This window comes from Alphaproteobacteria bacterium (assembly GCA_040905865.1).
Classification (GTDB): domain Bacteria; phylum Pseudomonadota; class Alphaproteobacteria; order UBA8366.
Map to the genome: position 1 here is coordinate 24898 of JBBDQU010000046.1, position 26487 is coordinate 51384.

Annotated in this window: 30 protein-coding genes; 15 read left to right on the top strand and 15 right to left on the bottom strand. The window is 63.9% G+C overall.

Annotation, left to right across the window (positions count from 1 at the left end; all coding sequences use genetic code 11):
* Nucleotides 1–8: 8 nt before the first annotated feature.
* Nucleotides 9–1490 (top strand): glycerol kinase GlpK, encoded by a 1482-nt coding sequence (gene glpK, locus WD767_09455; GenBank protein MEX2616311.1) that lies wholly within the window; start codon nucleotides 9–11, stop codon nucleotides 1488–1490.
* Here the strand turns inward: glpK and WD767_09460 are convergent.
* The gene (locus WD767_09460; protein MEX2616312.1) at nucleotides 1487–2374 is read right to left on the bottom strand and encodes an isocitrate lyase/PEP mutase family protein; all 888 of its coding nucleotides are present in this window, start codon (nucleotides 2372–2374) and stop codon (nucleotides 1487–1489) included. The two genes, glpK and WD767_09460, sit on opposite strands and share 4 nt — an antisense overlap.
* 89 nt (nucleotides 2375–2463) lie before the next feature.
* Between WD767_09460 and WD767_09465 the strand changes: the two genes are divergently transcribed.
* Nucleotides 2464–3534 (top strand): TauD/TfdA family dioxygenase, encoded by a 1071-nt coding sequence (locus tag WD767_09465; protein ID MEX2616313.1) that lies wholly within the window; start codon nucleotides 2464–2466, stop codon nucleotides 3532–3534.
* 2 nt (nucleotides 3535–3536) lie between these two features.
* Here WD767_09465 and WD767_09470 read toward each other — a convergent pair whose 3' ends face one another.
* From WD767_09470 to WD767_09480, 3 genes are all read right to left on the bottom strand, one after another.
* On the bottom strand, nucleotides 3537–4718 hold the full coding sequence (locus WD767_09470; GenBank protein MEX2616314.1) for an aminotransferase class V-fold PLP-dependent enzyme: 1182 nt from the start codon (nucleotides 4716–4718) through the stop codon (nucleotides 3537–3539).
* Nucleotides 4719–4801: 83 nt separating this feature from the next.
* Nucleotides 4802–5632 carry a sugar phosphate isomerase/epimerase gene (locus WD767_09475; protein MEX2616315.1) on the bottom strand — a complete coding sequence of 277 codons (831 nt, stop codon included), beginning with the start codon at nucleotides 5630–5632 and terminating at the stop codon, nucleotides 4802–4804.
* A gap of 30 nt (nucleotides 5633–5662) precedes the next feature.
* Nucleotides 5663–6067 carry a helix-turn-helix transcriptional regulator gene (locus tag WD767_09480; GenBank protein ID MEX2616316.1) on the bottom strand — a complete coding sequence of 135 codons (405 nt, stop codon included), beginning with the start codon at nucleotides 6065–6067 and terminating at the stop codon, nucleotides 5663–5665.
* A gap of 271 nt (nucleotides 6068–6338) precedes the next feature.
* Between WD767_09480 and WD767_09485 the strand changes: the two genes are divergently transcribed.
* From WD767_09485 to ccmB, 5 genes are all read left to right on the top strand, one after another.
* Nucleotides 6339–7694: an adenylosuccinate lyase family protein gene (locus tag WD767_09485; protein MEX2616317.1), complete on the top strand. Its 1356-nt coding sequence runs from the start codon at nucleotides 6339–6341 to the stop codon at nucleotides 7692–7694.
* Between the two features lie 331 nt (nucleotides 7695–8025).
* Nucleotides 8026–8856, top strand: a complete 831-nt coding sequence (locus WD767_09490) for an alpha/beta hydrolase (protein ID MEX2616318.1) — start codon at nucleotides 8026–8028, stop codon at nucleotides 8854–8856.
* Between the two features lie 55 nt (nucleotides 8857–8911).
* Nucleotides 8912–9583, top strand: a complete 672-nt coding sequence (locus WD767_09495; protein ID MEX2616319.1) for a hypothetical protein — start codon at nucleotides 8912–8914, stop codon at nucleotides 9581–9583.
* Nucleotides 9584–9939: 356 nt separating this feature from the next.
* Nucleotides 9940–10614, top strand: a complete 675-nt coding sequence (ccmA, locus tag WD767_09500) for a heme ABC exporter ATP-binding protein CcmA (GenBank protein MEX2616320.1) — start codon at nucleotides 9940–9942, stop codon at nucleotides 10612–10614.
* The gene (gene ccmB / locus WD767_09505; GenBank protein ID MEX2616321.1) at nucleotides 10614–11279 is read left to right on the top strand and encodes a heme exporter protein CcmB; all 666 of its coding nucleotides are present in this window, start codon (nucleotides 10614–10616) and stop codon (nucleotides 11277–11279) included. Before ccmA ends, ccmB begins: the two co-directional genes overlap by 1 nt.
* Before the next feature lie 145 nt (nucleotides 11280–11424).
* On the opposite strand, the gene WD767_09510 is transcribed toward ccmB, so the two are convergent.
* Nucleotides 11425–11631, bottom strand: coding sequence for a hypothetical protein (locus WD767_09510; GenBank protein MEX2616322.1), 207 nt, complete (start codon nucleotides 11629–11631; stop codon nucleotides 11425–11427).
* Here WD767_09510 and WD767_09515 point away from each other — a divergent pair.
* From WD767_09515 to WD767_09550, 8 genes are all read left to right on the top strand, one after another.
* Complete coding sequence (locus WD767_09515) at nucleotides 11630–12349, top strand: heme ABC transporter permease (protein MEX2616323.1); 720 nt, start codon at nucleotides 11630–11632, stop codon at nucleotides 12347–12349. The two genes, WD767_09510 and WD767_09515, sit on opposite strands and share 2 nt — an antisense overlap.
* Nucleotides 12349–12540: a heme exporter protein CcmD gene (ccmD, locus tag WD767_09520; GenBank protein MEX2616324.1), complete on the top strand. Its 192-nt coding sequence runs from the start codon at nucleotides 12349–12351 to the stop codon at nucleotides 12538–12540. Before WD767_09515 ends, ccmD begins: the two co-directional genes overlap by 1 nt.
* Nucleotides 12537–13025 carry a cytochrome c maturation protein CcmE gene (gene ccmE, locus WD767_09525; protein ID MEX2616325.1) on the top strand — a complete coding sequence of 163 codons (489 nt, stop codon included), beginning with the start codon at nucleotides 12537–12539 and terminating at the stop codon, nucleotides 13023–13025. The genes ccmD and ccmE overlap by 4 nt, the downstream gene beginning before the upstream one ends.
* Nucleotides 13022–15016 (top strand): heme lyase CcmF/NrfE family subunit, encoded by a 1995-nt coding sequence (locus WD767_09530; GenBank protein ID MEX2616326.1) that lies wholly within the window; start codon nucleotides 13022–13024, stop codon nucleotides 15014–15016. The genes ccmE and WD767_09530 overlap by 4 nt, the downstream gene beginning before the upstream one ends.
* A 10-nt stretch (nucleotides 15017–15026) precedes the next feature.
* Nucleotides 15027–15557 (top strand): DsbE family thiol:disulfide interchange protein, encoded by a 531-nt coding sequence (locus WD767_09535; GenBank protein MEX2616327.1) that lies wholly within the window; start codon nucleotides 15027–15029, stop codon nucleotides 15555–15557.
* Entirely contained in the window at nucleotides 15554–16042 is a 489-nt protein-coding gene (locus WD767_09540; protein ID MEX2616328.1) for a cytochrome c-type biogenesis protein, read from the top strand. The genes WD767_09535 and WD767_09540 overlap by 4 nt, the downstream gene beginning before the upstream one ends.
* Nucleotides 16039–17724, top strand: a complete 1686-nt coding sequence (ccmI, locus tag WD767_09545; protein ID MEX2616329.1) for a c-type cytochrome biogenesis protein CcmI — start codon at nucleotides 16039–16041, stop codon at nucleotides 17722–17724. The genes WD767_09540 and ccmI overlap by 4 nt, the downstream gene beginning before the upstream one ends.
* Before the next feature lie 180 nt (nucleotides 17725–17904).
* Complete coding sequence (locus WD767_09550; protein ID MEX2616330.1) at nucleotides 17905–18333, top strand: CBS domain-containing protein; 429 nt, start codon at nucleotides 17905–17907, stop codon at nucleotides 18331–18333.
* Nucleotides 18334–18348: 15 nt separating this feature from the next.
* Here the strand turns inward: WD767_09550 and WD767_09555 are convergent, their stop codons facing one another.
* From WD767_09555 to WD767_09600, 10 genes are all read right to left on the bottom strand, one after another.
* The gene (locus tag WD767_09555; protein MEX2616331.1) at nucleotides 18349–19125 is read right to left on the bottom strand and encodes an FkbM family methyltransferase; all 777 of its coding nucleotides are present in this window, start codon (nucleotides 19123–19125) and stop codon (nucleotides 18349–18351) included.
* Between the two features lie 96 nt (nucleotides 19126–19221).
* Complete coding sequence (locus WD767_09560; GenBank protein MEX2616332.1) at nucleotides 19222–20025, bottom strand: ABC transporter permease subunit; 804 nt, start codon at nucleotides 20023–20025, stop codon at nucleotides 19222–19224.
* On the bottom strand, nucleotides 20022–20915 hold the full coding sequence (locus WD767_09565) for an ABC transporter permease subunit (GenBank protein ID MEX2616333.1): 894 nt from the start codon (nucleotides 20913–20915) through the stop codon (nucleotides 20022–20024). The genes WD767_09560 and WD767_09565 overlap by 4 nt, the downstream gene beginning before the upstream one ends.
* Nucleotides 20912–22024, bottom strand: a complete 1113-nt coding sequence (locus WD767_09570; protein ID MEX2616334.1) for an ABC transporter ATP-binding protein — start codon at nucleotides 22022–22024, stop codon at nucleotides 20912–20914. Before WD767_09570 ends, WD767_09565 begins: the two co-directional genes overlap by 4 nt.
* Nucleotides 22021–23103, bottom strand: a complete 1083-nt coding sequence (locus WD767_09575; GenBank protein ID MEX2616335.1) for a polyamine ABC transporter substrate-binding protein — start codon at nucleotides 23101–23103, stop codon at nucleotides 22021–22023. Before WD767_09575 ends, WD767_09570 begins: the two co-directional genes overlap by 4 nt.
* Nucleotides 23104–23268: 165 nt before the next feature.
* Complete coding sequence (locus WD767_09580; protein ID MEX2616336.1) at nucleotides 23269–23886, bottom strand: hypothetical protein; 618 nt, start codon at nucleotides 23884–23886, stop codon at nucleotides 23269–23271.
* Nucleotides 23887–24003: 117 nt separating this feature from the next.
* The gene (locus tag WD767_09585) at nucleotides 24004–24192 is read right to left on the bottom strand and encodes a hypothetical protein (GenBank protein ID MEX2616337.1); all 189 of its coding nucleotides are present in this window, start codon (nucleotides 24190–24192) and stop codon (nucleotides 24004–24006) included.
* A 245-nt stretch (nucleotides 24193–24437) separates the two neighbouring features.
* Nucleotides 24438–24827: a cyclic nucleotide-binding domain-containing protein gene (locus WD767_09590; protein MEX2616338.1), complete on the bottom strand. Its 390-nt coding sequence runs from the start codon at nucleotides 24825–24827 to the stop codon at nucleotides 24438–24440.
* A 24-nt stretch (nucleotides 24828–24851) separates the two neighbouring features.
* Nucleotides 24852–25625 (bottom strand): SAM-dependent chlorinase/fluorinase, encoded by a 774-nt coding sequence (locus WD767_09595; GenBank protein ID MEX2616339.1) that lies wholly within the window; start codon nucleotides 25623–25625, stop codon nucleotides 24852–24854.
* A 93-nt stretch (nucleotides 25626–25718) separates the two neighbouring features.
* Nucleotides 25719–26468, bottom strand: coding sequence for a Bax inhibitor-1/YccA family protein (locus WD767_09600; GenBank protein MEX2616340.1), 750 nt, complete (start codon nucleotides 26466–26468; stop codon nucleotides 25719–25721).
* Nucleotides 26469–26487: the final 19 nt, after the last annotated feature.

Below are 26487 nucleotides of genomic sequence, written 5' to 3' on the forward strand. Positions count from 1 at the left end.
AACATGCCATGACCGTCCTTGCCATCGATCAGGGAACCACGAGCACCCGGGCCATCGTTTTCGATGCGGGCGGAACGCCGCGCGGCCGGGGCCAGCGGGAACTGCCGCAGATATTTCCGCGACCCGGCCGGGTCGAACACGGGGCGGAGGAAATCTGGGCGGCGACGGTCGCGGTCTGCCGCGACGCGATGGCCGCCGCCGGGGTCGGGCCCACCGAAATTGCCGGGATCGGCATCAGCAACCAGCGCGAAACCACAATCATCTGGGACCGGACGACCGGCATCCCTGTTCACAACGCCATTGTCTGGCAGGACCGCCGCACCGGCGATCACTGCGCCCGGCTGCGCGCCGACGGGCTGGAACCGCTGATCCAGGCAAAGACCGGCCTGCTGCTGGATCCGTATTTTTCCGCCACCAAGATCGCCTGGCTGCTGGACAACCTGCCCGGCGCGCGCGCCAAGGCGGAATCCGGCGCGCTGGCCTTCGGCACCGTGGACAGTTTCCTGCTGTGGCGGCTGACCGGCGGCCGGGCGCATGCCACCGACGCCACAAACGCCGCCCGCACCCTGCTGTATGATATCCATACCCAGGAATGGGACGACGAACTGCTGCGCCTGTTTGGCATTCCGCGCGCGCTGCTGCCGGAAATCCGCGACAATACCGCCGAATTCGGCGCGACCGACCCGGCGCTGTTCGGCGCCGCGATACCGGTGCGCGGCATGGCCGGCGACCAGCAGGCGGCGACGGTCGGCCAGGCCTGCTTCACCCCGGGCATGGTCAAGGCGACATACGGCACCGGCTGTTTCGCGCTGATCAATACCGGCGAGGCGCCCGTCGCCTCCACCAGCAAGCTGCTGACGACGCTGGCCTACCGGATCGGCGGCAAGGCCACCTATGCGCTGGAGGGCAGCATCTTCGTCGCCGGGGCGGCGGTGCAGTGGCTGCGCGACGGCATCGGCATGATCGCGCAGGCGGCGGAGGTCGAGGCGCTGGCCCGCGCGGCCAACCCGGACAGTGGCGTCTATATGGTTCCCGCCTTTACCGGGCTGGGCGCGCCGCACTGGGATCCGGATGCGCGCGGCGCGATTTTCGGACTGACCCGCGATACCGGCCGGGCGGAACTGGCGCGGGCGGCGCTGGAATCGGTCAGCTTCCAGACCCGCGACCTGTTCGAAGCCATGGCCGCCGATGGCGCCACCCCGCCCGCCGCGCTGCGCGTCGATGGCGGCATGACCGCCAACGGCTGGGCGATGCAGTTTCTCGCCGATATCCTGGGCTCGCCGGTCGAACGCCCGGTCCTGCAGGAAACCACGGCGCTGGGCGCGGCGATGCTGGCCGGAATGCAGGCCGGCGTGATGCCGGGACTGGCGGAACTGTCCACCCGCTGGCAGCGGGATGCCCGGTTCGATCCGGCGATGGACGAGAGCGAACGCGAACGCCGTTACACGGGATGGCGGGATGCGGTGCGCCGCACGCGCAGCAGCCCCTAACCCTTGTTTTCGACCGTCGCTTCCTCGATGGCGTAATATTCGTCCAGCCCGATCGTGTCCTCGACATACTGGCGCAGTTCCACATTCTGTTCGGTGCTGAACCCGGAATAGACGCCGGACTGTTTCATTTCCCGCAGGGCCTCGCGCGCGCCATTGACGGCGGCGAGCAGGAAGAGCTGCGCGTCGATGCAGGCGGCATAACCCATATCCTCCATTTCCCGCAGCGAATAGACCGGGCGGCCGTCGCGGTTGCCGCGGCTCTGCACATAGACAAGCGGGATCGGCGACCTTTTGGGCGCGGCGCGCGCGGTTTCATCGTCCGTCGGGAACAGCAGCCCCATATCGGCCCCTTCCGCCGCGCCGATTTCCATCCGCCGGATCGCCACATCCAGCCCCTCGAAGCGGCAGGTATCGGTGCGGGCGATGATGACGAAATCCGGGTCCAGCTTGTCGCGCTCCTTGCAGGCCCAGCGGATCTTGTCGCCGAATTCCGCTTCGGGAATCGCGTGGGCCACATACTTGTGGTAATGCGCGCGCTTGGGATAAAGCTGGTCCTCGATATGGACCCCGGCGATGCCGCCATTGATGAATTCGCGCACGGTTCGGGTCGCATGCAGCGGTTCGCCGAAGGCGGCGCCCGCGTCGGCGATTACCGGCAGCGGGATCGACCGCGCCACGGCGGACGCCGTTTCGACCTGTTCGGTCAGGGTCAGCAGGGGTTCGCTGACCGCGCGGGACGCGCCGGTGACGAACCCGCCGACATAGGCGGCGTCAAACCCGACCTGCTGCACCATGCGGCCGCCGAACGGGTCATAGACCGACGGCATGTACAGCAGCCCATCGCGTTTCAGCAGTTCCCTCAGTCGTTTTGTCGCCGTACCCATAATTGACTTTCCGCCCCCTATTGCCGAACAATATTACCGGTCACATATGCGGACAGTATGCGCGTACCGTAGCAGAAGGAAAAGATCGAATGCCGGAAGCGACCGCAAAATCGGAACCGAGCGCGGAAAACCCGCAGCGCATCAACCTGCCCTGCGCCTGGTATGCCTCCGAAATGGAGGCGGACAAATCCTGGATCTGGCGGTTTCAGCCCGAACATCTGGAAGAACTGGACGCCGCCCTGCGGATTTCGAAGGAAAAGGGCCTGGCCGAACAGGACGTCACCAAAGCGGATTTCCCGCTGGACGGTTTTGCAAAGGTGCTGGATGCGTTGCTGGACGAACTGGAGTTCGGTCGCGGCGTGGTGCTGATGCGCGGGCTGCCGGTCGAAAAATACAGCCTTGAGGACCTGCGCCGACTCTATTGGGGGATCGGCGCCCATATGGGCAAGACCATGTCGCAGAACATCAATGGCGAACACATGCAGGAAGTCCGCGACCACGGCTTCGACTACTCCAAGCCGGAACACCGCGGCAGCATGACCGCCGCCAAGCTGCGACCGCATTGCGACATCAGCGACGTGGTCGGGCTGCTCTGCGTGCGCCCGGCGAAAAGCGGCGGCGAAAGTACGCTGTGCAGTTCGATGACGATCTACAATGAAATCTTCGACCATCACCCGGAAATGCTGCCGGCGGCGCATCACGGCTACCGTTTCGACCTGGACGGCAAGGGCCCGACCGGTCACCCGAAGGAAGTCACCAACCCGCTGCCCGTATACAGCTGGTTCAAGGGGCAGTTGAGTTGCCGCTTCAACCAGAAAGCCATCGAAGAGGGTGCTGCCAAGATCGACGAACCGCTGACCAAGCTGCAGCAGGACACCATCCGTTTCATCGGCGAAACCGCGCTGCGGCCGGATGTGCAGATGTCGATGGATTTCCAGCCCGGCGATATCCAGTGGCTGAACAACTACGTCATCCTGCATTCGCGCACCGAATACGTGGATTATCCGGAACCGGACCGCAAGCGGCTGCTGCTGCGGTTATGGATCAACCACGCCAAGTCGCGGCCGCTGGACGATGCCTTCGCCAACAAGACGCTGATGGGTCCGCGCGTCGGCGTGAAGAAACGTCCGCCGACCTATCAGTTGAACGCCGCCGACTGAATTCAGGCTGTCGCGAGGTATTCCGACGCGGCGGTCACGCCGCCCTTTTCATGCGGAATGCCGCAGATCCCAAGGCTTGCCTCGACGGCGGCCAGCGCGCCGATGATCATCGGTTCGTTCACGAAGCCCATATGGCCGATGCGGAACGCCTTGCCGCGCGACTGGCCCAGCCCCGTGGCGATGGAGACATTGAACCGGTCGCGGCAGGTCAGGCGGAATTTTTCAATGTCATGCCCGCCATCGACCAGGATCGTGGTCACGGAATTCGCCGCCTCGCGCGGGTCGGCGGCATTCAGCGAAATGCAATTGCCCCGCGCCCAGACGGCGATGCAGCGCCGCACCGCTTCGGCCAGCCGGGCATGGCGGGCGAATGCGTTTTCCAGGCCTTCCTCGAACACCATGTCGAGCCCTTCGCGCAGCGCGAACAGCAGGTGTTCCGGCGGCGTACCGCAGAACCACTTGTAATAGGCCTCATCCTGGCGCCGTTTCCAGTCCCAGTAGAGCCGCGGCAGCGTCGCGTTGTCGGAAGCATCCAGCGCCTTTTGACTGACCGCGTTGAACGCGAGCCCCGGCGGCTGCATCAGACCTTTCTGCGACCCGCCGACCGCGACATCGACGCCCCATTCGTCCATGCGGAAATCGACCGTCGCCAGCGCCGCCACCGTATCGACCATGAACAGGGCCGGATGGCCCGCATTGTCGATTGCACGTCGCATCGCCGGCAGGTCGCAGAGCAGGCTGGTAGCCGTATCGATATGGACCGTCAGCACCGCCTTGATCCTGCGATCCGTATCCGCCCGCAGATGCGCTTCGACCGCATTTAGGTCTACGCCGTGGCGCCAGTCACCCGGCAGGGTCTCGACGACGATGCCGAAGGCTTCGGCCATCTCCGCCCAGTTGATGGAGAAATGCCCCGCTCCCGGCACCAGAACATGGTCGCCGGGCGACAGGGCGTTGACGAGGGCCGCTTCCCAGGCGCCATGCCCGTTGCTGGCATAGATGATGACGTCGCCCGCCTCGGTGCGGAATACACGCTTGAGATCGACATAAATGCTGCGCAGCATTGCCAGGAATTCGGGCGTGGAGAAATCCACCGCCGGCTGGGCCATGGCGCGCAGCACCCGGTCGGGAATATTGGTCGGGCCCGGCGTGTGCAGGAAATTTCGGCCTCTTGAAAGCGTCATGGCGATTCGGTCCTTAACCCGTCCTGATGGCAGTGCATTCGGGCGATTCTCATGGCATTGGCGGCGCAACGCAAGGTTCGAATTCAGGCGGCGTCCAGCAGCGGTAAAAACAGCGCCGCCGCCTCCCGAACCGCCGCCTCGACGGTCTGCCCGTCCCCCAGGGGCTGATGCACCGAAAACCAGCCGTCATAGCCGATTCGTTTCAGCGACCCGATAATCGGCGCGGGATCGATCCCGGCCGGATCCGCGAGGGCGGCAAACCGGACGCCAACGGCGCCCCGGCAGCGCGTGTTAAAGGTCATCGGTGAATCGGGGTCGAGACGGATGTTCTGGAAATAGACATTGCGCAGCCAGGGCGCCAGCCGCGCAATGGCATCGTCGCCATACGGGCCGCCGCAGGCCAGCATGTTGGCCGGTTCATAGGTGACGCCGAAATTGGCCCGGTCGATGCGTCGCAGCACCTCGACCGCGCCGTCCACGGTTTCGAACAGCGAGCCCCAGTGCATCTGGTGGCTGAGGGTCATGCTTCGCTCCGCCGCCTGGTCGGCGGCCCGCCGGGCGCGGGCGATATCGTCCTCGCCATGCATCATGACCCGCAGCAATCCGCAGCCGAGTCCCGCAGCAAGGTCGAGATAGGGTGCAATGTTGTGCAGGGCGCGCGTCGCATCGGCATTGTTGATCGCGAGCGGCAGGTCCCCGGTCACCATGGACACCGGCAGACCAAGCCTGTCCAGAAGCGTCCGGACGGCGGTAACCCGCGCGGGCGACGTATCGACGGAAACCACCGACGCCCGCATCGACAGGCCCTGGAACCCGGCATCGCGCGCCAGCGGCGCCAGATCCTCGATGGGGACGGCCGCGACATCTTTTCGTTTCGGCGATTCGGCAATCCGAACCGACAGCGACAGTTTCATCGCGGCGACACCGTCATACCGCCGGCGGAATCAGCCTGCCGAGGATTTCGCGACGGCTTTCACGGCCTGAAAGATCGACTTGCGCAGAGTCGGGCTCGCAACCTTCTGGTACGCCTGCACGAATTCCCGCACCTCCGGTTCGGTGAACGGATTTTCATCCTCATCGATCGCCGGATCGGTCGCCTGCGAGGCGGCCTTGATCTTGGTCGGCATCTCTTCGAAGAAATAGGAAACCGGCACGTCCAGTATCTGCGCGAATTCATGCAGTTTGCTGGCGCTGATTCTGTTCGCGCCCTTTTCGTATTTCTGGAACTGCTGGAAGGACAGCCCTACCTGTTCCGCCAGGAATGTCTGGCTGTAATCCATCATGATGCGGCGTTGGCGCAGGCGCCGTCCGACATGCTGATCGATTTCGCGGACTTCGTCCCGTGTCAATTTATTCGAACCGCTTTCCATATTTCCCTCAATTCATTGTCTGCAATACACTGCGCCGCCAGCATGACTATCCACGATGTCAATTCGACATTCACACCGGGTCAAATCGTCCCTGAAGCCTCTCCTGACCATTCGTTATAGTCAATTTTGCGAATGTGTCACGACGATTAAACCATAGGAGGCTCGAAAACCCGTTTCCCTGATATGTGTCGCCGCCTATATTTTCGCAATCGCTGCCGCCCGCTTTTTCACAACGAACGATGGGAAACCGATGTCAAACCCAACCTCCATGCGTGTTTCCGACCCGGGCATCCGTTCGCTGTTCACCATCGAATCCCGCTGGCAGGCTTGGCTGGACGTCGAAGTCGCCCTGGCCCGCGCGGAGGCCGATCTGGGCGTCATTCCGGCCGAAGCGGTCCCCGAAATCGCCGCCAAGGCGAATCTGGCGCTGATGGACCGAAAGCGGATCGACGAAGGCCTGCGACAAACTGCCCATCCTATCGTCCCCCTGGTGTGGGAACTTTCGCGTATCTGCGATGGCGATGCCGGGCATTACGTGCATTGGGGCGCCACGACCCAGAATATCGTACAGACCGGCGACCTGCTGATCCTGCGCCGGACGCACCGGATATTCCTGCGGCAGATCGCCGCCATCCTGCGTGAAATGGCCGACCTGGCGGAACGCACCAAAGATATGGCGCTACCGGGGCGCACGCACGGCCAGCATGCGGTGCCGGCCACGTTCGGCCTGAAGGTCGGCAACTGGATCGACGAAATCTGCCGCCATGTGGAACGGCTGCACGGGGTGGAACCGCGTATTTTCCGCGTGCTGCTGGGCGGCGCCGCCGGCACCATGGCCTCCTTCGACGGCAAGGGCATGGCGATTCAGGCCGGTGTCGCGAAATATCTCGACATGATTCCGATGGCGGCGCCGGCGCGGACCATCGGCGACCACCAGGCGGAATACATCGCCATCCTGGGGCTGCTCGCCGCGACGGCGGGCAAGATCGGTCGTGAAATCTACACGCTGATGAAACAGGAATTCGGCGAGGTCGAGGAACCGGTGCCGCCCGGCACCGTCGGCAGCAGCACGATGCCGCAGAAGCGCAATCCCAAGCTGTCGCAGGATATTATCGCGGCCTCGGCGCAAATCCGGGCGCTGGTGCCGCTGGCGCTGGAATCGATGATGACCGAGCACGAGGCAGACCGGGCCAACTCGCTGATGATCCAGCACGCGACGGAGCAGGCCTGCATCGAAACCGGCGACATGCTGTCGCGAATTCACATGCTGATCGCCGGGCTGACCGTTTTTCCCGACCGCATGCGCCGCAACCTGGACCTGTCGGGCGGGTTGATCATGGGCGAGGCGCTGATGCTGTCGCTGGGCGCCAGTATCGGCCGCCAGGAAGCGCATGACGCGATCTACGACGCGGCGCAGGCCGCAGCGACAACCGGCGAATCCTTCGAAGCCCTGCTGGCGAAGAACCCGACCGTCAAGGCGCATATGACCCCGGCGCAGATCGCCGCGCTGCTGGACCCGGCCGCCTATACCGGTGAATGCGCCGCCATCGCCGCGGCGCAGGCGGTCCACGCCCGCGAGGTCGCGGCGGATATCGACGCCGGATAAAGCCGGTCATCCGCGCCAGCACGGCGTTGCGCGCCTGAAGATGCGGGCTGTGGCCGCTGTCGGGTGCCAGAAACGTCTGTACCGCACCGGCGCAGGGCGATCTGATGACCCGGAATGGATATCATGGTCAAATCGGCAGCCTGATACATTGCGAATTCGGGATGTCGCGGGATCAATCGTGGCAGATCGTCCCTCAAATGGAGGTCAGGATCAGACCGCCACTGTGGTACTATGACTTCAATCGGCGCATTCGGGGGAGGAATCGGAAATTTTTGACGGATTCATTTTTGACGGATTCACAAGACAGCGTATCGATACGGGCGAGGTCGAGATAAACCTCGTCACCGCCGGCACGGGCGAACCGCTGCTGCTGCTGCACGGCTACCCGCAGACTCATGTCATCTGGCACAAGGTCGCCCCGGTCCTGGCGGAGCATTTTACCGTGGTCGCCCCGGACATGCGCGGATACGGCGCCAGCGGCAAGCCGCCGGGCGGCGATGGCGGCATCCACTACGCCAAGCGCGTCATGGCGGCGGACCAGGTCAGGGTCATGGCGGCGCTGGGTCATGACAGCTTTTTCCTGGCCGGGCATGACCGCGGCGGCCGCGTCGCCTACCGGCTGACCCTCGATCACCCGGAAAAGGTCCGGAAACTGGCGCTGCTCGACATCGTGCCGACGCTGGAGCAGTTCGAAAGCATGGGCAAGAGCGGATCCTTCGGCAGTTTCCACTGGTACCTGCTGGCCCAGCCGGCTCCGTTCCCCGAGGAACTGATCGGCCGCGATCCCGATTATTTCTGCCGCCACATGATCGAGAGCATTTGCGGCACCCCCGGCGCGATTACCGACGCCGCCATGACCGCCTATCTGGACGCCTTCCGCGATCCGGATACCATCCGGGCCACCTGCGACGATTACCGGGCCGGTTACGGGATCGACTGCGAAATCGACGCCGCCGACCGGGATGCGGGAAAGCAAATCGAATGCCCGCTGCTGGCCATGTGGGGCGCGCGCGGCCGTCCGCACAAGGCGCAGGGTGTCATCGCCACATGGCGAAAATGGGCAACCGACATGCGCGGCAAGGGGCTGGATTGCGGCCATTTCCTCCCCGAGGAAGCGCCGAAGGAAACAACCGATGAATTGCGCGCGTTCTTTAGCGGATGATTTCATGTCGAATCGCTGTAAAACATACCCTTTCGTCACCAGAATGGCCTGAACAATGCCTCAACCGTTTCCGTTTCTCATAGCTGTCGTTATCCTTGTGGCGGGCACAGCGGTTTATGCGCTGATTACGCCGGATGCCCGGATATGGATCGACCAGTTTCCGGTCGAGGTCACTGTCATCGCCGGCGGATCGGCGACGGTGGTCGCGGTACTCGCGGCAATCGCGCTCGGCATCGGCAGCGGCGCCCGGTCCCGGCGCGACGAGGCGGAAACCGCCCGCATCGCCGAGGCGCGGGCGCTGGCCGCCGCAATACAGGGCGAGCTCACCGCGCTGAACCAGTGGCTGATCGCCCGTACCGAGGCGCTGGAACGGCTGGCGCGCAACCAGCAGCTCGGCGCCAACCGTTCTGTCGAGGAACTGGAAATCCCGCGTTCCGCCGCCCGGACGGTTTTCGAGGCCAATGCCAGCCGGTTGAACCTGCTGGGACCGGATCTGGCCAGCGCCACCGCATATTGCCACGCCGCGTTCGAACGGGCGGAATGGCAGCTTATCGCGACGCCCGAATTTTTCGACCGCCATGATATCGACGTGCTGCAGGCGATCAGCCGCAAGCTTGAAAAAACCACCCTGTATCTTGAGGCGTTCTCGGCCGGCGCCGTTGACCGGATAGCCGATGCGGACCGCAAGACGATCTTCGCACCGACCGCCATCGAACCGGGCCACTAGCGGACGCCCCGCGACTTGCGGACCGGCAGCCAGATTTCACAAAAAAGCCTTAATTGGGGCATTTCTGCACCATGAATGAGAACACATATGTATAGCCTGAGACCTCCCCTCTCAGCGAGGCTGACCGTCAGCCTCATACGGGTGATCCCCCACCGATCACCCGTTCTGGAGCGGTTGCCGGCCCACCCCCGGCAACCGCTCTTTTTCTTTTTTGGTCCGCCCCATATCGCCCCCCCGCCCGCGGGATACGGCGGTGTGCTATAGATCGGATCGCGTTTGCTGAATCGCCTCTGGCGATCCAGCAAACACGATCCGATCTACCCTGTTGAAGATATCGCGGCACCGATTGCGGACACATGGCTGACACAACATTTTCTCCCTCCGGATTTTCCGGCGAAGGCCTGACCTGCATCCGCGGCGAGAGAATGGTATTCGCCGGGCTGGGTTTTGCCGTCGCCGCGGGCGACGCCCTGATACTCAGCGGCCCGAACGGGAGCGGCAAGTCCAGCCTGCTGCGGCTTATGGCGGGGTTGCTGCCGCCGGCCGACGGCGCGCTTTATCGCGACGATCACGACATTCTGGCCGATCCGGAGGCGCATCGCGCGACGCTGCATTATGTCGGCCATCAGGACGCCGTCAAACCAATGCTTACCGTTGCTGAAAACCTCGCCTTCTGGGCCGGTATCCGCCACGCGCCGCAATCGCCGCCGGTGCCGCAGCGGGTCGCGGACGCGCTGGCGGCATTCGGGCTTGCGACTATGGCGGACAACCCGGCGCGCCTGCTTTCGGCGGGGCAGCGCCGGCGGCTGAACCTCGCCCGCCTGATCGCCAGCCCCGCACCGCTCTGGCTGCTGGACGAGCCGGCCGTGGCCCTCGATACGGCGTCGGTCGCGGTGCTTGTCCGGTTAATCGCCGCGCATCGCGAAAACAGCGGTATCGTCGTGCTGTCCACCCATACCGACCTCGGCATCGAGGCGCCGCAATCGCTGGTGCTGGATGATTTCGCCGTCAGCAGGGCGTTCGCGCCATGATGGGGGCATGGCGGCGGATATTCCTGCGCGACCTGCGGATTTCCCTGCGCCAGGGGTCGGACCTGTCAATGGTCGTAATGTTCTTCATCATCACCGCGGCGCTGTTCCCTTTCGGAATCGGCCCGGAACCTGCGATTCTCGCCCGGATCGCGCCCGGCGTTGTATCCGTCTGCGCCATGCTGGCGGTGCTGCTGTCGCTCGACCGGATATTCCTGAACGATTTCGAGGACGGGTCGCTCGACCTGCTGACCATGAACGCGCTGCCGCTGGAAGCCGTGGTGCTGGCCAAGGTAGCGGCGCACTGGGTGCTGACCGGACTGCCGCTGATTGTCGCGGCGCCGTTCATCGGGCTGATGCTGAACCTGCCGGATGCGGGCTACGCCACGCTGTTCACCGTGATGCTGCTGGTCACCCCGACTTTGAGCCTGATCGGCGCGGTCGGCGCATCGCTGACCCTGGGCGCGCGGCGCGCGGGTATCCTGGTGTCGATCCTGGTACTGCCGTTATACATTCCGGCGCTGATTTTCGCCGTTGCGGCCATCGATGCGGCGATCATGGGCCTGACGCCGCGGCCCTATTACTACATCCTGGGCGCCATGCTGGTCGCCGCCATCCCGCTCACCCCCTGGGCCAGCGCCGCCGCCATCCGGCAGGCGCTGCGGTAAAAAAGCAACTCAGATTTTATTTTCGACCAACTGACAGAGCGCCGGGCCGCTTCGAAGAGTCCAGCATGGGTTTGTCGCCCCGCCAGGAATACAGCATATCCCAGTTCACACCGGTTTCCGCCGGCGGGCAATGACTGCCTTGCGGTCATTGCCGCCCGTTTGCGGCAAATGCCGCTTGCGGAGGCAAATTTCGCAGGTCGGACATCTCGCCGCATGCCGCGCGGGAAAGCTTGAAATCGGCGGTGAAGCCCGCTATCCACTGCTGCTGGGGCGATAACAATTCGGTGCGCAACGCAGTGTTGGCAAAGAAGGTTTGGCGCGCAACGGGTCTGGTCACTATATAGGTGCCCATGCACAGATTCGCGAACCCCAATCAGTTTCTCCGCATTGCGAACCCGGCCCTGCCGTGGTGCGCCTGGCTGGCCGGCATTTCCATCGTCGTGGGGCTGTATTTCGGCCTGATCCAGTCCCCGCCCGACTACCAGCAGGGCGAAACCGTCCGCATCATGTATATTCACGTGCCGTCCGCCTGGATGGCGATGTTCGTATACGCCGGCATGGCGATCGCCAGCGCGACGGCGCTTATCTGGAAGCATCCGCTCGGATTCCTCGCCGCCAAGGCCAGTGCGCCCATCGGCGCCTGTTTCACCGCCATCGCCCTCGCGACAGGAATGCTGTGGGGCAAGCCCATGTGGGGCGCCTGGTGGGTCTGGGATGCGCGGCTGACGTCGTTCCTGATCCTGTTTTTCCTGTATATCGGTTATATCGCGCTGGTCGACGCCTTCGACGATCCGGCACAGGGCCAGAGCCGGGCCAGCATCCTGGCGCTGGTGGGCGCGATCAACCTGCCCGTCATCAAGTTTTCGGTCGACTGGTGGAACACGCTGCATCAGCCGGCCAGCGTGATCAGAATGGACGGACCGGCAATCCACGCGTCGATCCTCACCCCGCTGCTGATCATGATTTTCGGTTTCACGGCACTGTATCTGGCGTTGCTGATCGTCCGCATCCGCAGTGAGCTTGCGGCAACGCGCATTCGCAACATGCGCCTGGGACAGGGGGAAGTCTGATGCAAATCCTCGTCGAATACTTCGCCATGGACGGGTATGCCGGTTTCATCTGGCCGGCATACGGGATCGCGACGGCGGTCCTGGCCGGTTTGCTGTTTACCTCCCTGCGCGGCATGCGGCGCAACGAAGACCTGGCGCAATCGCTGCGCCGGCAGCGCCGCGCGGCACCGGAAAGCGAGGCACGGCCATGAGCATGACCGCAACGCGGCGCACGCCGACGACCCGCAAGAAACGGCGGATGCGGATTATCCTGATCGGCATGCTCATGCTGGGCGCCGCCGCGGCGCTCGTGCTGACCGCTTTCCAGGACAATATCCTGTATTTCTACAGCCCGACCGACCTGATCGAGAAATCGGTCAAGGAGGGACAGTCCGTGCGGATCGGCGGCATCGTTGCCGAAGGCAGCGTGCGCACCGGCACGGACGGGCAGACACGCTTCGACATTACCGATTTCAACAATACGACTGTCGTCAGCTATACGGGCCTGTTGCCGGATCTGTTCCGCGAGGGACAGGGCGTGGTCAGCGAAGGCTGGCTGGAAGCGGATGGCAGCTTCCACGCAACCTCCGTACTGGCCAAGCATGACGAAAATTACATGCCGCCGGAAGTCGCCGACGCCCTGAAACGGTCCGGCAAGTGGAAAGGCGAATCATCGCCGATGGAGGCCGAAAATTGATCGCTGAAATTGGGCATTTCGCGCTGATCCTGGCGCTCGTCGTCGCCCTGGTGCAGGCGATCGTCCCGCTGACCGGCGCGGCGCGGAACGATGCCGGATGGATGGGTATCGCGGCGCCCGCCTCCGTCGTGCAGTTCGCCTGCGTCGCCGCCAGTTTCGGTTGCCTCGTCTATTCCTTCGCCATAAGCGACTTCAGCGTCGTGAACGTGGCGCAGAACTCCAATTCGCTGCAGCCGATGATCTTCAAGGTCTCCGCGGCATGGGGCAACCACGAAGGGTCGATGGTGCTGTGGGTGCTGATCCTGGCCCTGTTCGGCGCGATGGTGGGGTTGTTCGGCGGCAACCTGCCGCCGTCGCTGAAGGCGCGCGCGCTGTCGGTCCAGTCGATGATCGCCTTCTCCTTCCTGCTGTTCATCCTGCTGACCTCGAACCCGTTCGAACGGCTCGACCCCGCGCCGGTTGACGGGCGCGACCTGAACCCGCTGCTGCAGGATATCGGCCTCGTCCTGCATCCGCCGATGCTCTATGTCGGCTATGTCGGGTTTTCGATGGCATTCTCCTTCGCTATCGCCGCCCTGATCGAGGGCAAGGTCGACGCCGCCTGGGCGCGCTGGGTACGGCCCTGGACGCTGGTGGCGTGGCTTTTCCTGACCGGCGGCATCGTGCTGGGCAGCTGGTGGGCGTATTATGAACTCGGCTGGGGCGGCTGGTGGTACTGGGACCCGGTGGAGAACGCCTCCTTCATGCCCTGGCTGGTGGGTACCGCGCTACTGCATTCCGCCATCGTGGTGGAAAAGCGCGATGCGCTGAAATCCTGGACCATCCTGCTGGCGATCATCACCTTCTCGCTCAGCCTGATCGGCACCTTCCTGGTCCGGTCGGGCGTGCTGACCTCGGTCCATGCCTTCGCCACCGACCCGGAACGCGGCGTGTTCATCCTGGCGCTGCTGATCGTCGCCATCGGCGGCAGTCTGGCGCTGTATGCCTGGCGCGCACCGGGGCTGAAGGGCGGCGGGCTGTTCGCCCCGATCAGCCGCGAAGGCGGGCTGGTGCTGAACAACCTGCTGCTGGCAACCGCGACGGCGACCGTGTTTATCGGCACGCTGTATCCGCTGCTGGTCGACGCCATGGAACTGGGCAAGATTTCCGTCGGACCGCCCTTCTTCAACGCGACCTTCGTGCCGATCATGACTCCGCTGATCGTCGCGCTGGGATTCGGGCCACTGCTGGCCTGGAAACGGGGCGACCTGGCCGGTGCCCTGGGCCGGCTCAAATTCGCCTTCGTCGCCGGCGCGGTCGCCATCGCCGTCGCCGGCTACCTGACCTGGGGCCGCTCGGTTTTCGGCGCGCTGGGATTAGGCGTCGCCGGCTGGCTCGCGGCGGCGGTTCTGGTGGAGTTCGGCGGGCGCATCGGGTTTGGCCGCGCGCCGTTGGGCGAGGTGCTGCATCGCGCCGCCGGTCTGCCCCGCTCCGCCTGGGGCATGACCCTGGCGCATTTCGGCTTCGCTGTCCTCGTCGCCGGCGCCACGGGCGCATCCATTTGGCAGGAAGAAGCGACGAAGAGCCTCAAGCCCGGTGAATCTGTCGCCCTAGCCGGTTACGAATTCACCCTGCGCAGCGTCGATAATATCCAGGGCCCCAATTACGCCGCGCAACGCGGCGTATTCACGGTCCGGCACGACGGCGAAAGGCTGACCGAACTGGCGCCCGAGCGGCGGCGGTATTTCGTGCAGGGTACCGAAACGACGGAAGCCGCGCTGTACAGCAACGGCATTTCCGACCTTTACGCCGTCCTCGGCCAGCCGGACGGGCCCGGCCGCTGGGTCGCGAAGGTTTATTACAAGCCGCTGGTGCCCTGGTTGTGGGCGGGCGGTGCGCTGATGGTGCTGGGCGGCTGCGTTTCGCTGACCGACCGCCGCCTGCGCATCGGCGCCCCGGCACGCCGCCCGGCGGAACCCGGCGGCGTAACCAGCCCGGCGCCGGCGGAATAGGATTCATTCGATGACCCGGGCCCTGTTTCTGCTGCCGCTGGTGCTGTTTCTCGGCATCGCCGCCTATTTCGCCATCGGCCTGACCAAGGACCCGAAAATTCTGCCCTCCGCCCTGATCGACAAGCCCGCGCCGGAATTCGCGCTGGAACCGCTCAAACCGGACAAGCCGGGCCTTGCGAAAGCCGACCTTGGCGGCGAGGTCAGCCTGATCAACGTCTTTGCGTCCTGGTGCGTGCCCTGCCGGGCGGAACACCCGGTGCTGATGCGGCTGGCGGAAGAAGGAACCGTGCCGATATACGGCATCAACTACAAGGACCGGAAAAACGACGCGCTTGCCTGGCTGGACGAACTGGGCGACCCCTATCAGCGGATCGGCCATGACCTTTCCGGCCGCGCCGGAATCGATTGGGGCGTCTATGGCGTCCCTGAAACCTACATCATCGACCGGGAAGGCCGGGTCCGGTACCGCCATGTCGGGCCGATGTTTCCCGAAACGCTGGAAGAAACCATCCTGCCCCTGATCGAGGAGCTTCGGCGATGATCATCCGCACCGCCCTTGTCTCGTGCTTGCTGGCCCTGTTCAGCCTGCCGGCGCTTGCCGTCCAGCCCGACGAAATCCTGAAGGACCCGGTCCTCGAAGGGCGCGCGCGCGAACTCTCCCGCGACATCCGCTGCCTGGTCTGCCAGAACCAGTCGATCGACGATTCCAATGCCGACCTCGCCCGCGACCTTCGGATCCTCGTGCGCGAGCGGCTGGTGGCCGGCGACAGCGACGCGCAGGTGATGGATTATCTGGTCTCGCGCTATGGCGATTTCGTCCTGCTGCGCCCGCCGGTAAAGGGCAAGACCTATTTCCTGTGGTTCGGCCCCGCCGTCGTGTTCCTGATCGCCGTGGCCGGGCTGGCGGTCTGGTACCGACGACGCCGGACCGCCCTGACGGATGGCAGCGATGCGCCCGAACGCCTGAGCCCGGAAGAACGGGAGCGGCTCGCCGCCCTGCTCGACGGGGGTGACGCACGCCCATGACCGTCTGGATAATTGCCGTCTTCATGAGTCTTGCCGCCATTGCGGCCGTGCTGATCCCGCTGATCCGCAGGCGCGGGCCGGGCGAGGATGCCGCCGCCTACGATATCGAGGTCTACAAGGATCAACTCGACCAGGTCGGCCATGACTACGACAGGGGCCTGCTGACCGCCGAACAGGCGCAGGCCGCGAAAACGGAAATTTCCCGTCGCATCCTGCTGGCCGACCGGAAGCGGAACAGCGCAGTCCCGACCGACTCCCGCAGCCTGAACAAGGGCCTGGCCGTGATCCTGGCCATCGCCATCCCGGGACTGGCGCTGGGCCTCTATACACAGCAGGGCGCGCCGCACCTGCCCGGCCTGCCCTTTGCCGAGCGCGCCGGCGAACGGACGCAGACCGCCGCCGGCGGCGAGGCGGCGAACAGCCTGGAGGCCTCGGCGGCGACGCTGGCAAAGCGGCTCGAAAACGAACCCGACGACCTGCAGGGCTGGGTCCTGCTGGCGCGCACCTATATGTCGATCGGCCGTTATCGGGAATCGGTCGCCGCGTTCGAACGGGCGCTGACGCTGGAAACCGGCGAACCCAGCCTGTATTCCGCCTATGGCGAGGCGCTGTTCATGGCCGCGTCGAGCGTCGTGACCCCTACCAGCCGCACGGCCTTCGGGAATGCGCTGAAGCTGGATCCGGACGATTCCCGCGCCCGTTTCTATATGGCGCTGGCCGAAGACCAGGCAGGCAACCGCCAGGAGGCGCTGGATCAATGGACGGCGCTGCTGGCTGATTCGCCGGGGGATGCGCCCTGGGTGCCCGCCGTGCGCGACCGGATCCGGAATACCGCGGAAGCCCTGGGTCTCGACGTCGCCACGGTCATGCCGGAAACGCAGTCGCCCGATTCCGGCCCGCAAAGCGGCCCGACCAAGGCGGAAATGGCCGCCGCCGCCCAGATGTCGCCCGAGGAACGCCAGGCGATGATCGACGGCATGATCGAAGGTCTGGCCCAGCGACTGGCGGAGGACCCGCGCGACTTCAGCGGCTGGCAGCGGCTGATCCGCGCCTATTCCGTCCAGAACAAAAGGGACAAGGCGCTGGCAGCCCTGGCGGAGGCGCGCAAGCATTTCGCCGCAGCACCCTTCCCGATGCAACAGCTTGCCGAACTGGCCGGCGAACTGGGGCTGGAGGCGGCGCAGCCCGTGGAAAGGCGACGCGGCCCGACGCCGGAACAGATGGCGGATGCGCAGAACATGTCGCCCGAGGACCGCCAGGCGATGATCGAAGGCATGGTCGCGCAACTGGCTGACAGGCTGAAGGAAAATCCGGACGACGTCGCCGGCTGGACGCAACTGGCCCGGTCCTACGGTGTGCTGGGCAAGTTGGAAGAGGCGCGCGATGCCCTGGCAGAGGCCGTAAAGGCGCTGCCGGACAATATCGACCTGCTGGTCCTGTACGGACGCACAATTCGCGGCGCCAACGGGGATCGGCCCAATGCGGATTCCGTCGCCACGATGCGCCGGGTCCTGGCCCTGTCACCGGACAATATCGAGGCCCTGTGGTTCGTCGCCGAGGCCGAAGCGGCGGCCGGCAATCCGGATCAGGCGAAAATACTGCTGGAAAAAGCGCTGCAGCAGCTTCCGGCCGGATCGCAGGAACGCGCCCAGGTGCGGCAGCGCATTGATTCGCTGCAATAATATACTTCGGGTATTATTTCCAATCAGCATCGCCAATAATTGTTACTATTGCTATTTGCCCCAACCCGGATAAGATCGGGGTTGGGGATAGGCACGAAACGGGCCGCCACATAACTGAAATGCGCAGCACGTTGTGCGGGGAGCGTTGATCTTTTGTCACTTGGCAATGGAGGAACACTCATGCACGTAAAATCGATTTTGCACGACAAGGGCCGCATGGTCGCCACCATCCGGCCGGATGCCACAATTTCCGCAGCCATCGATATCCTGAAAACCAGACGGATCGGCGCCCTTGTCGTCAGCCGGGACGAAAAAAATATCGATGGTATTCTTTCCGAGCGGGACATCATTGCCGGACTGTCAAATCAGGGCGCCAGCCTGCTGGATGATCTGGTCGAGTCGATCATGACCTGCGGGGTCCGCACCTGCACGCCCGAAAATACGGTGACGGAGGTGATGGAGTTGATGACGGACTGGCGGATTCGCCATGTTCCCGTCGTGGAAGATGGCGCTTTATCCGGCATTGTCAGCATCGGCGACGCCGTGAAACAGCGATTGCAGGAACTGGAAAGCGAAGCCTCGCATCTGCGGGAATATATCAGCCACTGACCCGGCCGGTATGTCTTAAAAGCTGTCCTCACGCGGCAGGAATATGAAATTGAACACATAATCCTGCCGGCTTGCAGCCTTGCGGTGATTGCGGTCGCCGTCGAAGGCCTCTATCGGACGCAGCACGCCGCGGCGGAGAAACAGGCCGCGGTAGCCCATTGCCTCGACCCGGGCGATTGCCTCCTCGATCGGCTTCCCCGTATGCACTTCCTCCATCTCGATCAGCAGGCTCGGGCGGTCGCGGGCAATGGTTTCGCGCGCCCCGGCCAGCACCGCCTGTTCGAATCCTTCCACGTCGATCTTGATGAAACCGATATCGGTAATACCGAGATCGTCCAGCCGCCGCGCGTCGATGGCGACCCCTTCGTAGCCGTCGGCAACCTTCACCGCGCTCAGGCTGGCGCCCTGATTGGAAAACCCGCCCCGCCGGTGCCGCGGCACCCGCAGTGTCGCCTCGCCGCTTTCATCGGACAGGGCGCTGCGCGATACATGAACATTGTTCCCCGCCAGTCGCTGCAGGAACCGGAACATTTTCGGGTTCGGTTCGAAGGCATGCACTTCGCGCGAATAGCGCCGCAGGAACCAGGTATAGACCCCCTTGTTCGCGCCGACATCGAGACTGACCCGGGCCGGATCGGCGAGGAAGGGCAGCAGCGCCACCTCGCCCTCGCCACGGCGACATTCCTTGTTCGTCCGGTAGCGCATATACAGGCCCGCCGGCACCAGGGCGAATTTCAGCCGTTCCTCCAGTGTCCAGGGCGGTTCCCATCCGGGCCTGTTTTCATTCGTCATATGTTGCCTTCACCGGAAGCCTGCCGCAGGGACCGCGACCGTAAACGCCCTCTTATCCGGGGACAAGCCCGCACCGATGAAAATCGGCGCATCCCTTCAGTGAGCCGATTTCCGTGGGGAAAACAGCCGCCAGGCCGCGAACGCGCCGATGATGACCGTTCCCAGCAGGATCGTCGCCAGCGCGTTGATTTCCGGGCTGAGCCCCAGCCGGACACTGGAGAAGACAACCATCGGCAGGGTGCTGGAGCCGGGACCGGAGACGAAACTGGCGATCACCAGGTCGTCCAGCGACAGGGTGAAGGCGAGCAGCCAGCCGACGATCAGCGACGGCGCGATCAGCGGCAGGGTAATGGTCATAAAGACCTTCAGCGGCCGCGCGCCGAGATCGAGCGCCGCTTCCTCCAGGCTGGAATCCACCTGCGACAGGCGCGCCTTGACGACGACCGCAACATAGGCCGTGGCAAAGGTGACATGCGCGATGGTTATCGTGAGCGGGCTGCGCCCTTCGGGCCAGCCGGTCAGCTGCTGCATCGTCACGAACAGCAGCAGCAGCGACAGCCCGGTGATGACTTCCGGCATGACCAGCGGCGCCGTCGTCATCGCGGAAAACAGCAACCGCCCGCGAAACCGTCCGAAGCGGACCAGCGCGATGGCGCAGAGCGTACCCAGCACCACCGCGCCGGTGGCCGAAAAAGCGGCGATCTTGAGGCTGAGGAACGCCGCCCCCAGAAGTTTCTCGTTTTCCAGCAGCGCGCCGTACCAGCGGGTCGAGAACCCGCCCCACACGGTGACCAGCCGCGAATCGTTGAACGAATAGATCACCAGCGACAGGATCGGCCCGTACAGGAACACGTAGCCGAAGGCGAGCGCCGCGATCAGCCAGGGAGACAACCGCGTCATGACCGCGCCTCTTCGCGTTTCAGCCGGATATGCTCCAGCCAGGCAAGCGGCGCGACGATCAGCGCCAGCACGACCACCGCCAGCGCCGCGGCGAGCGGCCAGTCGCGATTGTTGAAGAATTCCGTCCACAGCACCTTGCCGATCATCAGCGTCCCGGAATCGCCCAGCAGTTCCGGGATCACGAACTCGCCGACGGCGGGAATGAAGACCAGCAGGAACCCGGCCAGCACGCCCGGCAGCGACAGCGGAAAGGTCACCGTCCAGAACGCCCGCCACGGCGTCGCGCCGAGGTCGGAGGCGGCCTCGAGCAGACTTCCATCCTGGCGTTCCAGCGACGCATACAGCGGCAGCACCATGAACGGCAGATAGGAATAGACGATGCCGAGATGCACCGCGAAGGCGCTCTGCATCATCGGCAGCGGCGTATCGATGATCCCCAGACCCATCAGCGCGCCGTTGACCAGCCCCTCGTTGCGCAGGATGCCCATCCAGGCATAGACGCGGATCAGGAACGAGGTCCAGAACGGCAGGGCGACCGCCAGCAGCAGGAGCGGCCGGTGCCGCCGCGGACTGCGCGCGATAGCCAGCGCGATGGGATATCCGATCAGAAGGGCGATCGCCGCCGAGAGCGCCGCGATCCGCAATGAACTGAGCAGCGCGCTGATATATAGCGGGTCGTCGATGAGGAAGGCGTAATTGTCCAGCTTCGCCATGATCGCGCCATCGGCGATCAGCGGCTCATAGGGCGGAATGCCGAAGCGCTGGGTGCTCAGCGAGATGAGCATGATGATGACGAAGGGCGCCAGGAAGAACAGCGCCAGCCAGACGAAGGGAATGGCCGTCACGAGGGTCCGGCCGGGGTGCCGGTTGCGGCGCCGCTCCGTTGTCATGCGGTCAGCACCAGCCCGTCGCCAGGATACCAGGACAGCGTGACCGCATCGTCCCAGGTCAGCGGCGCATGGTCGGACCGGTGCCGGTTGGCCATCGCGACCTGCACCTTCAGCCCCTCGGACACCTGCACATGGTAGATCGACAGGTCGCCAAGATAGGCGATATCGCTGACGACGCCGGTCAGCGTGTTACCCGGCGCCGCGGTATCGGCGTCCCGCCAGGCGGCGATCCGCTCCGGCCGGACCATGACCGTCACCGCATCGCCCTCGGTCAGCGGCAGTTCGGACGGAACCGTCATGACGGCGTCGGCGGCGCTCAGCCGTACTGTCGCCACCCCTTCCTTCACCGACTCGATCTGCCCCGCCATCAGGTTCGCGGCGCCAATGAAATCGGCGACGAAGCGGGATTGCGGATCTTCGTAGACGTCGCGCGGCGCGCCGATCTGATGGATGCGCCCCTTGTCCATGATGGCGATCCGGTCGGACATGGTCATCGCCTCTTCCTGGTCATGGGTAACCATGATGAAGGTAATGCCGATCCGTTCCTGCAGGTTGACCAGTTCGAACTGCGTGCGTTCGCGCAGCTTCCGGTCCAGCGCGCCCAGCGGTTCGTCCAGCAGCAGGATCTTCGGCCGCTTCGCCAGTCCCCGCGCCAGGGCGACGCGCTGGCGCTGGCCGCCGGACAACTGGTCCGGCTTGCGTTTGGCCAGCGCCGACAGCTCGACCAGATGCAGCACCTCCGCCACCCTGTCATCGCGCTCCGACCGCGCCATGCCTTCCTGTTTCAACCCGTAGGCGACGTTCTGCGCCACCGTCATATGCGGAAACAGGGCGTAGGACTGGAACACCATGTTCACCGGCCGCTCATAGGGCGGCACGCCGGTCATGTCCTGGCCGTCGATCAGCACACGGCCCTCGTTCGGGACTTCGAATCCGGCGATCATCCGCAGCAACGTCGTCTTGCCGCAGCCGGATGGGCCGAGCAGCGCGAACAGTTCGCCGCCATACACCGCCAGATCGACGCCGTCGACGGCGGTATCGGCGCCGAAGCGGCGCGTCACGGCCTCCATGCTGAGGATGGCGCCGGCCGGCTCCGTCGTCCTGTTCATTGCCCGGTTTTGATCCGCGTCCAGCTGCGGGTCCGCAAACGGTCATATGACGGCGATTTCAACGGCACCACGAACATCCGGTCGCGGGTTGCCTTGCTCGGATAGACCACGGGATCTTTCAACCGCTCCTCGCTGACAAAGGCTTCCGCACCGTCCACCGCATTGGCGTATCCCACCGCGTTGGTGATCGGGCCGACCACGTCCGGACGCATCATGAAATTGATGAAGGCATGGGCGTTTTCGGGATGCGGCGCGTCGGCGGGTATGGCCATCACGTCGATAACCGCCTGCGCGCCTTCCTTCGGCAGGTAAACCTGCACATCGACCCCCTGCTTCGCTTCCGCCGCCCGGTCGCGGGACTGGATCAGGTCGCCGCCATAGCCATGCGACACGCAGACATCGCCATTGGCGAGATCGTTGATGTAGCTGGAGGAATGGAAATACCGGATAAACGGCCGGACCCCCATGATCAGGGCCGTCGCCTTGTCCAGGTCTTCCTTCTTTTCGGTCGCCGGATCGATGCCGAGATAGGCATAGGCGGCCGCGAAAACCTCGTTCGAATCGTCCAGCAGAGTGATGCCGCAGGCCGACAGCTTCTTCGCCCATTCCGGATCGAAGATCAGCGCCCAGCTGTCGGTCGGCGCGCCGGGCGCCGCCGCCACTTTGGCGGCATTGAAGCCGACGCCGGTCCCGGCAATCATATACGGCACGACATAGGCATTGCCGGGATCGCTGCCGGTCAGCGCCTTCATCGTCGATGCCGAGAGCTTGTCCCTGTTGGGCAGCAGGGCGCCGTCGAGCTTGCGGTAGATGCCCGACTTGATCTGGCGCGCGACAAAGGGCGATACGGACGGGAAGACGACATCGTAGCCCGACGAGCCGGCCATCAGCTTGGCCTCGAGGATCTCGTTTGAATCGTACACGTCGTAATTCACCCTGATTCCGGTTTCGGCGGTGAAACGTGACAGGGTGTCCTCCGCGATGTAGTCGGACCAGTTGTAGATATTGAGCAGCTTTTCCTCGGCGGCCGAAACGGCGCCGGCGGCGATGAACACTAATGCGGTAACGAGCGTGCGCATGGGCGTAATCCGCTGTTAGAGCCCCCGGGTTCCAGGCCGCACATCGCAGCCTGGCAGAGCCGGATCATGGCGGACAATTTGCGCTATTCCCTGTTCCTGTCAACAAGCAGATGACCCGGCGCGCGGATTCCCCCTTTCTTTTTCATCGCGATGCGGCACCGCGCCCTAAACCCCGCGGCGCAGATAGGGCGTATACAGGTTCATCATGCGGATGGTGCCGCAATCCGGGCCCATCCGGCCCATATCCACGGTCAGGCTGCCGAGGGGTGCGGCAAGTTCCAGCACGCCGAGGAATTCCCGACCGGCGTTTTCGTCGTCGCGGAAGACGCGCAACTGGCGGACCTCCGGCCGGGATTCGAACTGCCGGCGCAGGCCGTCGATTATTTCGGTGGCCCCGTTCGGCCCGGCGCCGGCGAAGCGGATCAGCACCATGTATCCGGCCTCGTCCTTCGGCACCGAAATCGCGTCATCGGGATAGATCAGCGTGCCTTCCATCCGGTAATTGCCCAGCACCCGCGACAATACCCGGCGCGACCAGACCGACAGGTTCTCGCCGATGAAGGCGCTGTACGCCGCGCTATGCACCGCATCGACGCTGTCCAGGTCGTAGAACGCCAGGTAGCGCGGCCAGCCCTGCACGCAGATCCAGCGCTGCGCCATCAGGAAGCCGGGGGCGTCCCGCCGCTCGGGGAAATGCTCCAGGTCGTACCAGTCGTTGAACTCTTCCTCTTCGGTCGCCTGCGGCTCCATCGCCGCAATCATCAGCCCCTTCGCCTTGGCCATAGCCCTTCCCCGCACGCATTTGATCGACAACACGGCGCGAAGCTTAATCCCATTCCCTATAGCGCATCAGGTGATTGTTGGATCGCCATGGACAATTCCAACAAACCACGATCTGATCTAATGGGCGAGGCCGACAACGTTACGGACGTTTTCTTCTGAAACATTGGCGTTCAGGTGGATCGACGCCAGCACAGCGGTCTGATGGATCAGCTGGTTTTCGTGCTCCTTCACGTCCTGCGCGTTCAGCGCCCAATCCGCCAGGATAGCCTTGTACGCTTCACGAATGGCGGCACAATGAATCATCATATCGATCACCTCAATCTGTGTACCAGTTGCGATGATATTCTGACAATTTTGAAAAACTGACAGTGACACGCGTCACATTTGTCTGTTTCTTCGATATTTTTTCCGAATTATACGATTTTTTTGATATAAGAAAAAATTACACGGAAATTATTGGAATATGAGTGAAATTACACCGTTATTCTAAATAATAGATAACGTGCCGACCGATTTTCTGGGTATTTCCGCATTTGCGGCGGAAGGCGCGGTTATTCCGGAGGCGTTTTCTTTTCCCGGGAAACCTGCATCGACCTGATATTGCTGCAGAATATTCGCAGCAGGGCGACAATGAACGTATCGGCCTCGCTCATTTTTTCCTGGAACAGCCTGTCCGGAATGACGATGCAGACGCTTGGCTTGATCGCGGTCGCCGATGCCATGCGCGCCGCATTATCGATCAGCGCCATTTCGCCGAAAATTCCGCCGGCGGCCACGACCCCGAGGACCCTCTTCTCGCCGTTTTCCGACACCCAGATTTCAATTTCGCCGCTTTGCACGACATAGGCCGCATTGCCCGGGTCGCCCTGGCGAAAGATCGGTGTGCCGGGCTCATAGGTCTTTCGGTCCAGGACCTGCAGGCCGCCTTTCTGACTGGACATGCCGTCTCCACTCCCGGTTCACGCTCAGGACGCAGGCGCCTCAACACGGATCGCCGCCCCCGCATGCAGGTTCAGCACATCGGCGGCCGACCCGCAGTTTACGGCAATTTCCACCATGCCGCTTGAATTTTCATACCAGAAAATCTCTCCGCGCGGCACGGCGGAAAAGACCCGCGCATGGCGAACGACCGTATCGCCCACGCGTATGACCGTCCCGCTATCGCAGGATGCGCCGCGCAGCCCGGTCACCGCATTGCCGAACCGGTCGAACCAGAGGATCGCGGGCAGATCGTCGGGCCAGTCCGCGCCGGGCCGCGAGGGATCGGTCCGCCAGCCATCGGTCCGTTCCGTCACGGCCGGTACCTCGCCCCGCGCCAGCCGGGCGGCCACCGGCGCGAACAGGTCACGCCCATGGAAAGACGGCGACAATCGCGGCGGCCGCCAGTCGATCCGCCACTGCCGGGCGGATTCCGCCTGGCGCTGCAGGATTTCGAACAGCCCCTCGCCGGGCCCGGTAAACCAGCGGCCATCCGCTTCGACGATCACCAGCGGCCGGGCGCCGCCGACGCCCGGATCCACCACGGCGACGCAGATCGCGCCCGGCGGCATGTCCGGCACCAGCGCGGCCAGCAGGTAGGCGGCGCTGCGCGGGTCATGGCGCGGCGCGTCATGCATCAGGTCGATGACGGTTTCACCCGGCGCCGCGGATGCCAGCACGGCCTTCATCTGCCCCACATACGGGCCTTCGAAGCCGAAATCGGTAAACAGCAGGATCATGTCACGCCGATGATACGGCAAACCGCCGCTTCGGATACAGGACCGGCCCAAAACAAAACCGCCCGGACCATCTTGTGATCCGGGCGGTCCGCATCCCCGTGAAGGGCGCGAATGTTATTCGCGGTTGCCGAACAGGTGCAGCATCATGATGAAGAGGTTGATGAAGTCGAGATACAGGCGCAACGCCCCGTAAATCGCCTTTTTCTGCGCAACATCGCCGCTGTCGCTGACATCGTATTCCGACTTGATGTTCTGCGTGTCATAGGCGGTAAGCCCGACGAACACCAGAACGCCGACAATCGAGATGATGAAGTGCATCATGCTGGACTGCAGGAAGATGTTCACGACCATGGCGATAATGATGCCGATCAGGCCCATGAACAGAAAACTGCCCAGACCGGTCAGGTCACGCTTGGTCGTGTAGCCATACAGGCTCATGGCCGCAAACACACTGGCGGTGATGAAGAACACCCGCGCGATGCTCGTGCCCGTATAGGTCAGGAAAATATGCGACAGGGACAGGCCCATCAGGCCGGCGAAGGCCCAGAACAGGAGTTGTACCGTCGGCGCGCTGAAGCGGCGCATGGCCGGCGCGATCATGAAGACAAAGGCCAGCGGCGAAAAGGTCACGATCCATCCCAGGATCGAAGGCTGCAACCCGCCCGTCGCGGACTGTGTATACAGCGCATTCAGAATTGCCGGCGTGTGCGCTGCCGTAAAGGCAACGGCGCCCGTCATGGCGAGGCCGACCGACATGTAGTTGTACACACGGAGCATGTAACTCCGCAGGCCTTCGTCGATGCCGGTACGGCCGGCAGCCCCCGTGCCCATGGAAATCGTACGTTGCCGTGGCGTCAAAGCCATTTCTGCCCCCTTTGAGCAA

Bases quoted from the DNA above. Each gene is read 5' to 3' on its own strand.
- WD767_09555 (MEX2616331.1), bottom strand. From the start codon at position 19,125: ATGACGAATGAAAACAGGCCCGGATGGGAACCGCCCTGGACACTGGAG.
- WD767_09460 (MEX2616312.1), bottom strand. From the start codon at position 2,374: ATGGGTACGGCGACAAAACGACTGAGGGAACTGCTGAAACGCGATGGG.
- WD767_09575 (MEX2616335.1), bottom strand. From the start codon at position 23,103: ATGCGCACGCTCGTTACCGCATTAGTGTTCATCGCCGCCGGCGCCGTT.
- glpK (MEX2616311.1), top strand. From the start codon at position 9: ATGACCGTCCTTGCCATCGATCAGGGAACCACGAGCACCCGGGCCATC.
- ccmE (MEX2616325.1), top strand. From the start codon at position 12,537: ATGAGCATGACCGCAACGCGGCGCACGCCGACGACCCGCAAGAAACGG.
- ccmB (MEX2616321.1), top strand. From the start codon at position 10,614: ATGGGGGCATGGCGGCGGATATTCCTGCGCGACCTGCGGATTTCCCTG.
- WD767_09600 (MEX2616340.1), bottom strand. From the start codon at position 26,468: ATGGCTTTGACGCCACGGCAACGTACGATTTCCATGGGCACGGGGGCT.
- WD767_09470 (MEX2616314.1), bottom strand. From the start codon at position 4,718: ATGACGCTTTCAAGAGGCCGAAATTTCCTGCACACGCCGGGCCCGACC.
- WD767_09585 (MEX2616337.1), bottom strand. From the start codon at position 24,192: ATGATGATTCATTGTGCCGCCATTCGTGAAGCGTACAAGGCTATCCTG.
- ccmD (MEX2616324.1), top strand. From the start codon at position 12,349: ATGCAAATCCTCGTCGAATACTTCGCCATGGACGGGTATGCCGGTTTC.
- ccmI (MEX2616329.1), top strand. From the start codon at position 16,039: ATGACCGTCTGGATAATTGCCGTCTTCATGAGTCTTGCCGCCATTGCG.
- ccmA (MEX2616320.1), top strand. From the start codon at position 9,940: ATGGCTGACACAACATTTTCTCCCTCCGGATTTTCCGGCGAAGGCCTG.
- WD767_09465 (MEX2616313.1), top strand. From the start codon at position 2,464: ATGCCGGAAGCGACCGCAAAATCGGAACCGAGCGCGGAAAACCCGCAG.
- WD767_09495 (MEX2616319.1), top strand. From the start codon at position 8,912: ATGCCTCAACCGTTTCCGTTTCTCATAGCTGTCGTTATCCTTGTGGCG.
- WD767_09540 (MEX2616328.1), top strand. From the start codon at position 15,554: ATGATCATCCGCACCGCCCTTGTCTCGTGCTTGCTGGCCCTGTTCAGC.
- WD767_09550 (MEX2616330.1), top strand. From the start codon at position 17,905: ATGCACGTAAAATCGATTTTGCACGACAAGGGCCGCATGGTCGCCACC.
- WD767_09590 (MEX2616338.1), bottom strand. From the start codon at position 24,827: ATGTCCAGTCAGAAAGGCGGCCTGCAGGTCCTGGACCGAAAGACCTAT.
- WD767_09580 (MEX2616336.1), bottom strand. From the start codon at position 23,886: ATGGCCAAGGCGAAGGGGCTGATGATTGCGGCGATGGAGCCGCAGGCG.
- WD767_09535 (MEX2616327.1), top strand. From the start codon at position 15,027: ATGACCCGGGCCCTGTTTCTGCTGCCGCTGGTGCTGTTTCTCGGCATC.
- WD767_09570 (MEX2616334.1), bottom strand. From the start codon at position 22,024: ATGAACAGGACGACGGAGCCGGCCGGCGCCATCCTCAGCATGGAGGCC.
- WD767_09515 (MEX2616323.1), top strand. From the start codon at position 11,630: ATGCACAGATTCGCGAACCCCAATCAGTTTCTCCGCATTGCGAACCCG.
- WD767_09485 (MEX2616317.1), top strand. From the start codon at position 6,339: ATGTCAAACCCAACCTCCATGCGTGTTTCCGACCCGGGCATCCGTTCG.
- WD767_09475 (MEX2616315.1), bottom strand. From the start codon at position 5,632: ATGAAACTGTCGCTGTCGGTTCGGATTGCCGAATCGCCGAAACGAAAA.
- WD767_09565 (MEX2616333.1), bottom strand. From the start codon at position 20,915: ATGACAACGGAGCGGCGCCGCAACCGGCACCCCGGCCGGACCCTCGTG.
- WD767_09510 (MEX2616322.1), bottom strand. From the start codon at position 11,631: ATGGGCACCTATATAGTGACCAGACCCGTTGCGCGCCAAACCTTCTTT.
- WD767_09560 (MEX2616332.1), bottom strand. From the start codon at position 20,025: ATGACGCGGTTGTCTCCCTGGCTGATCGCGGCGCTCGCCTTCGGCTAC.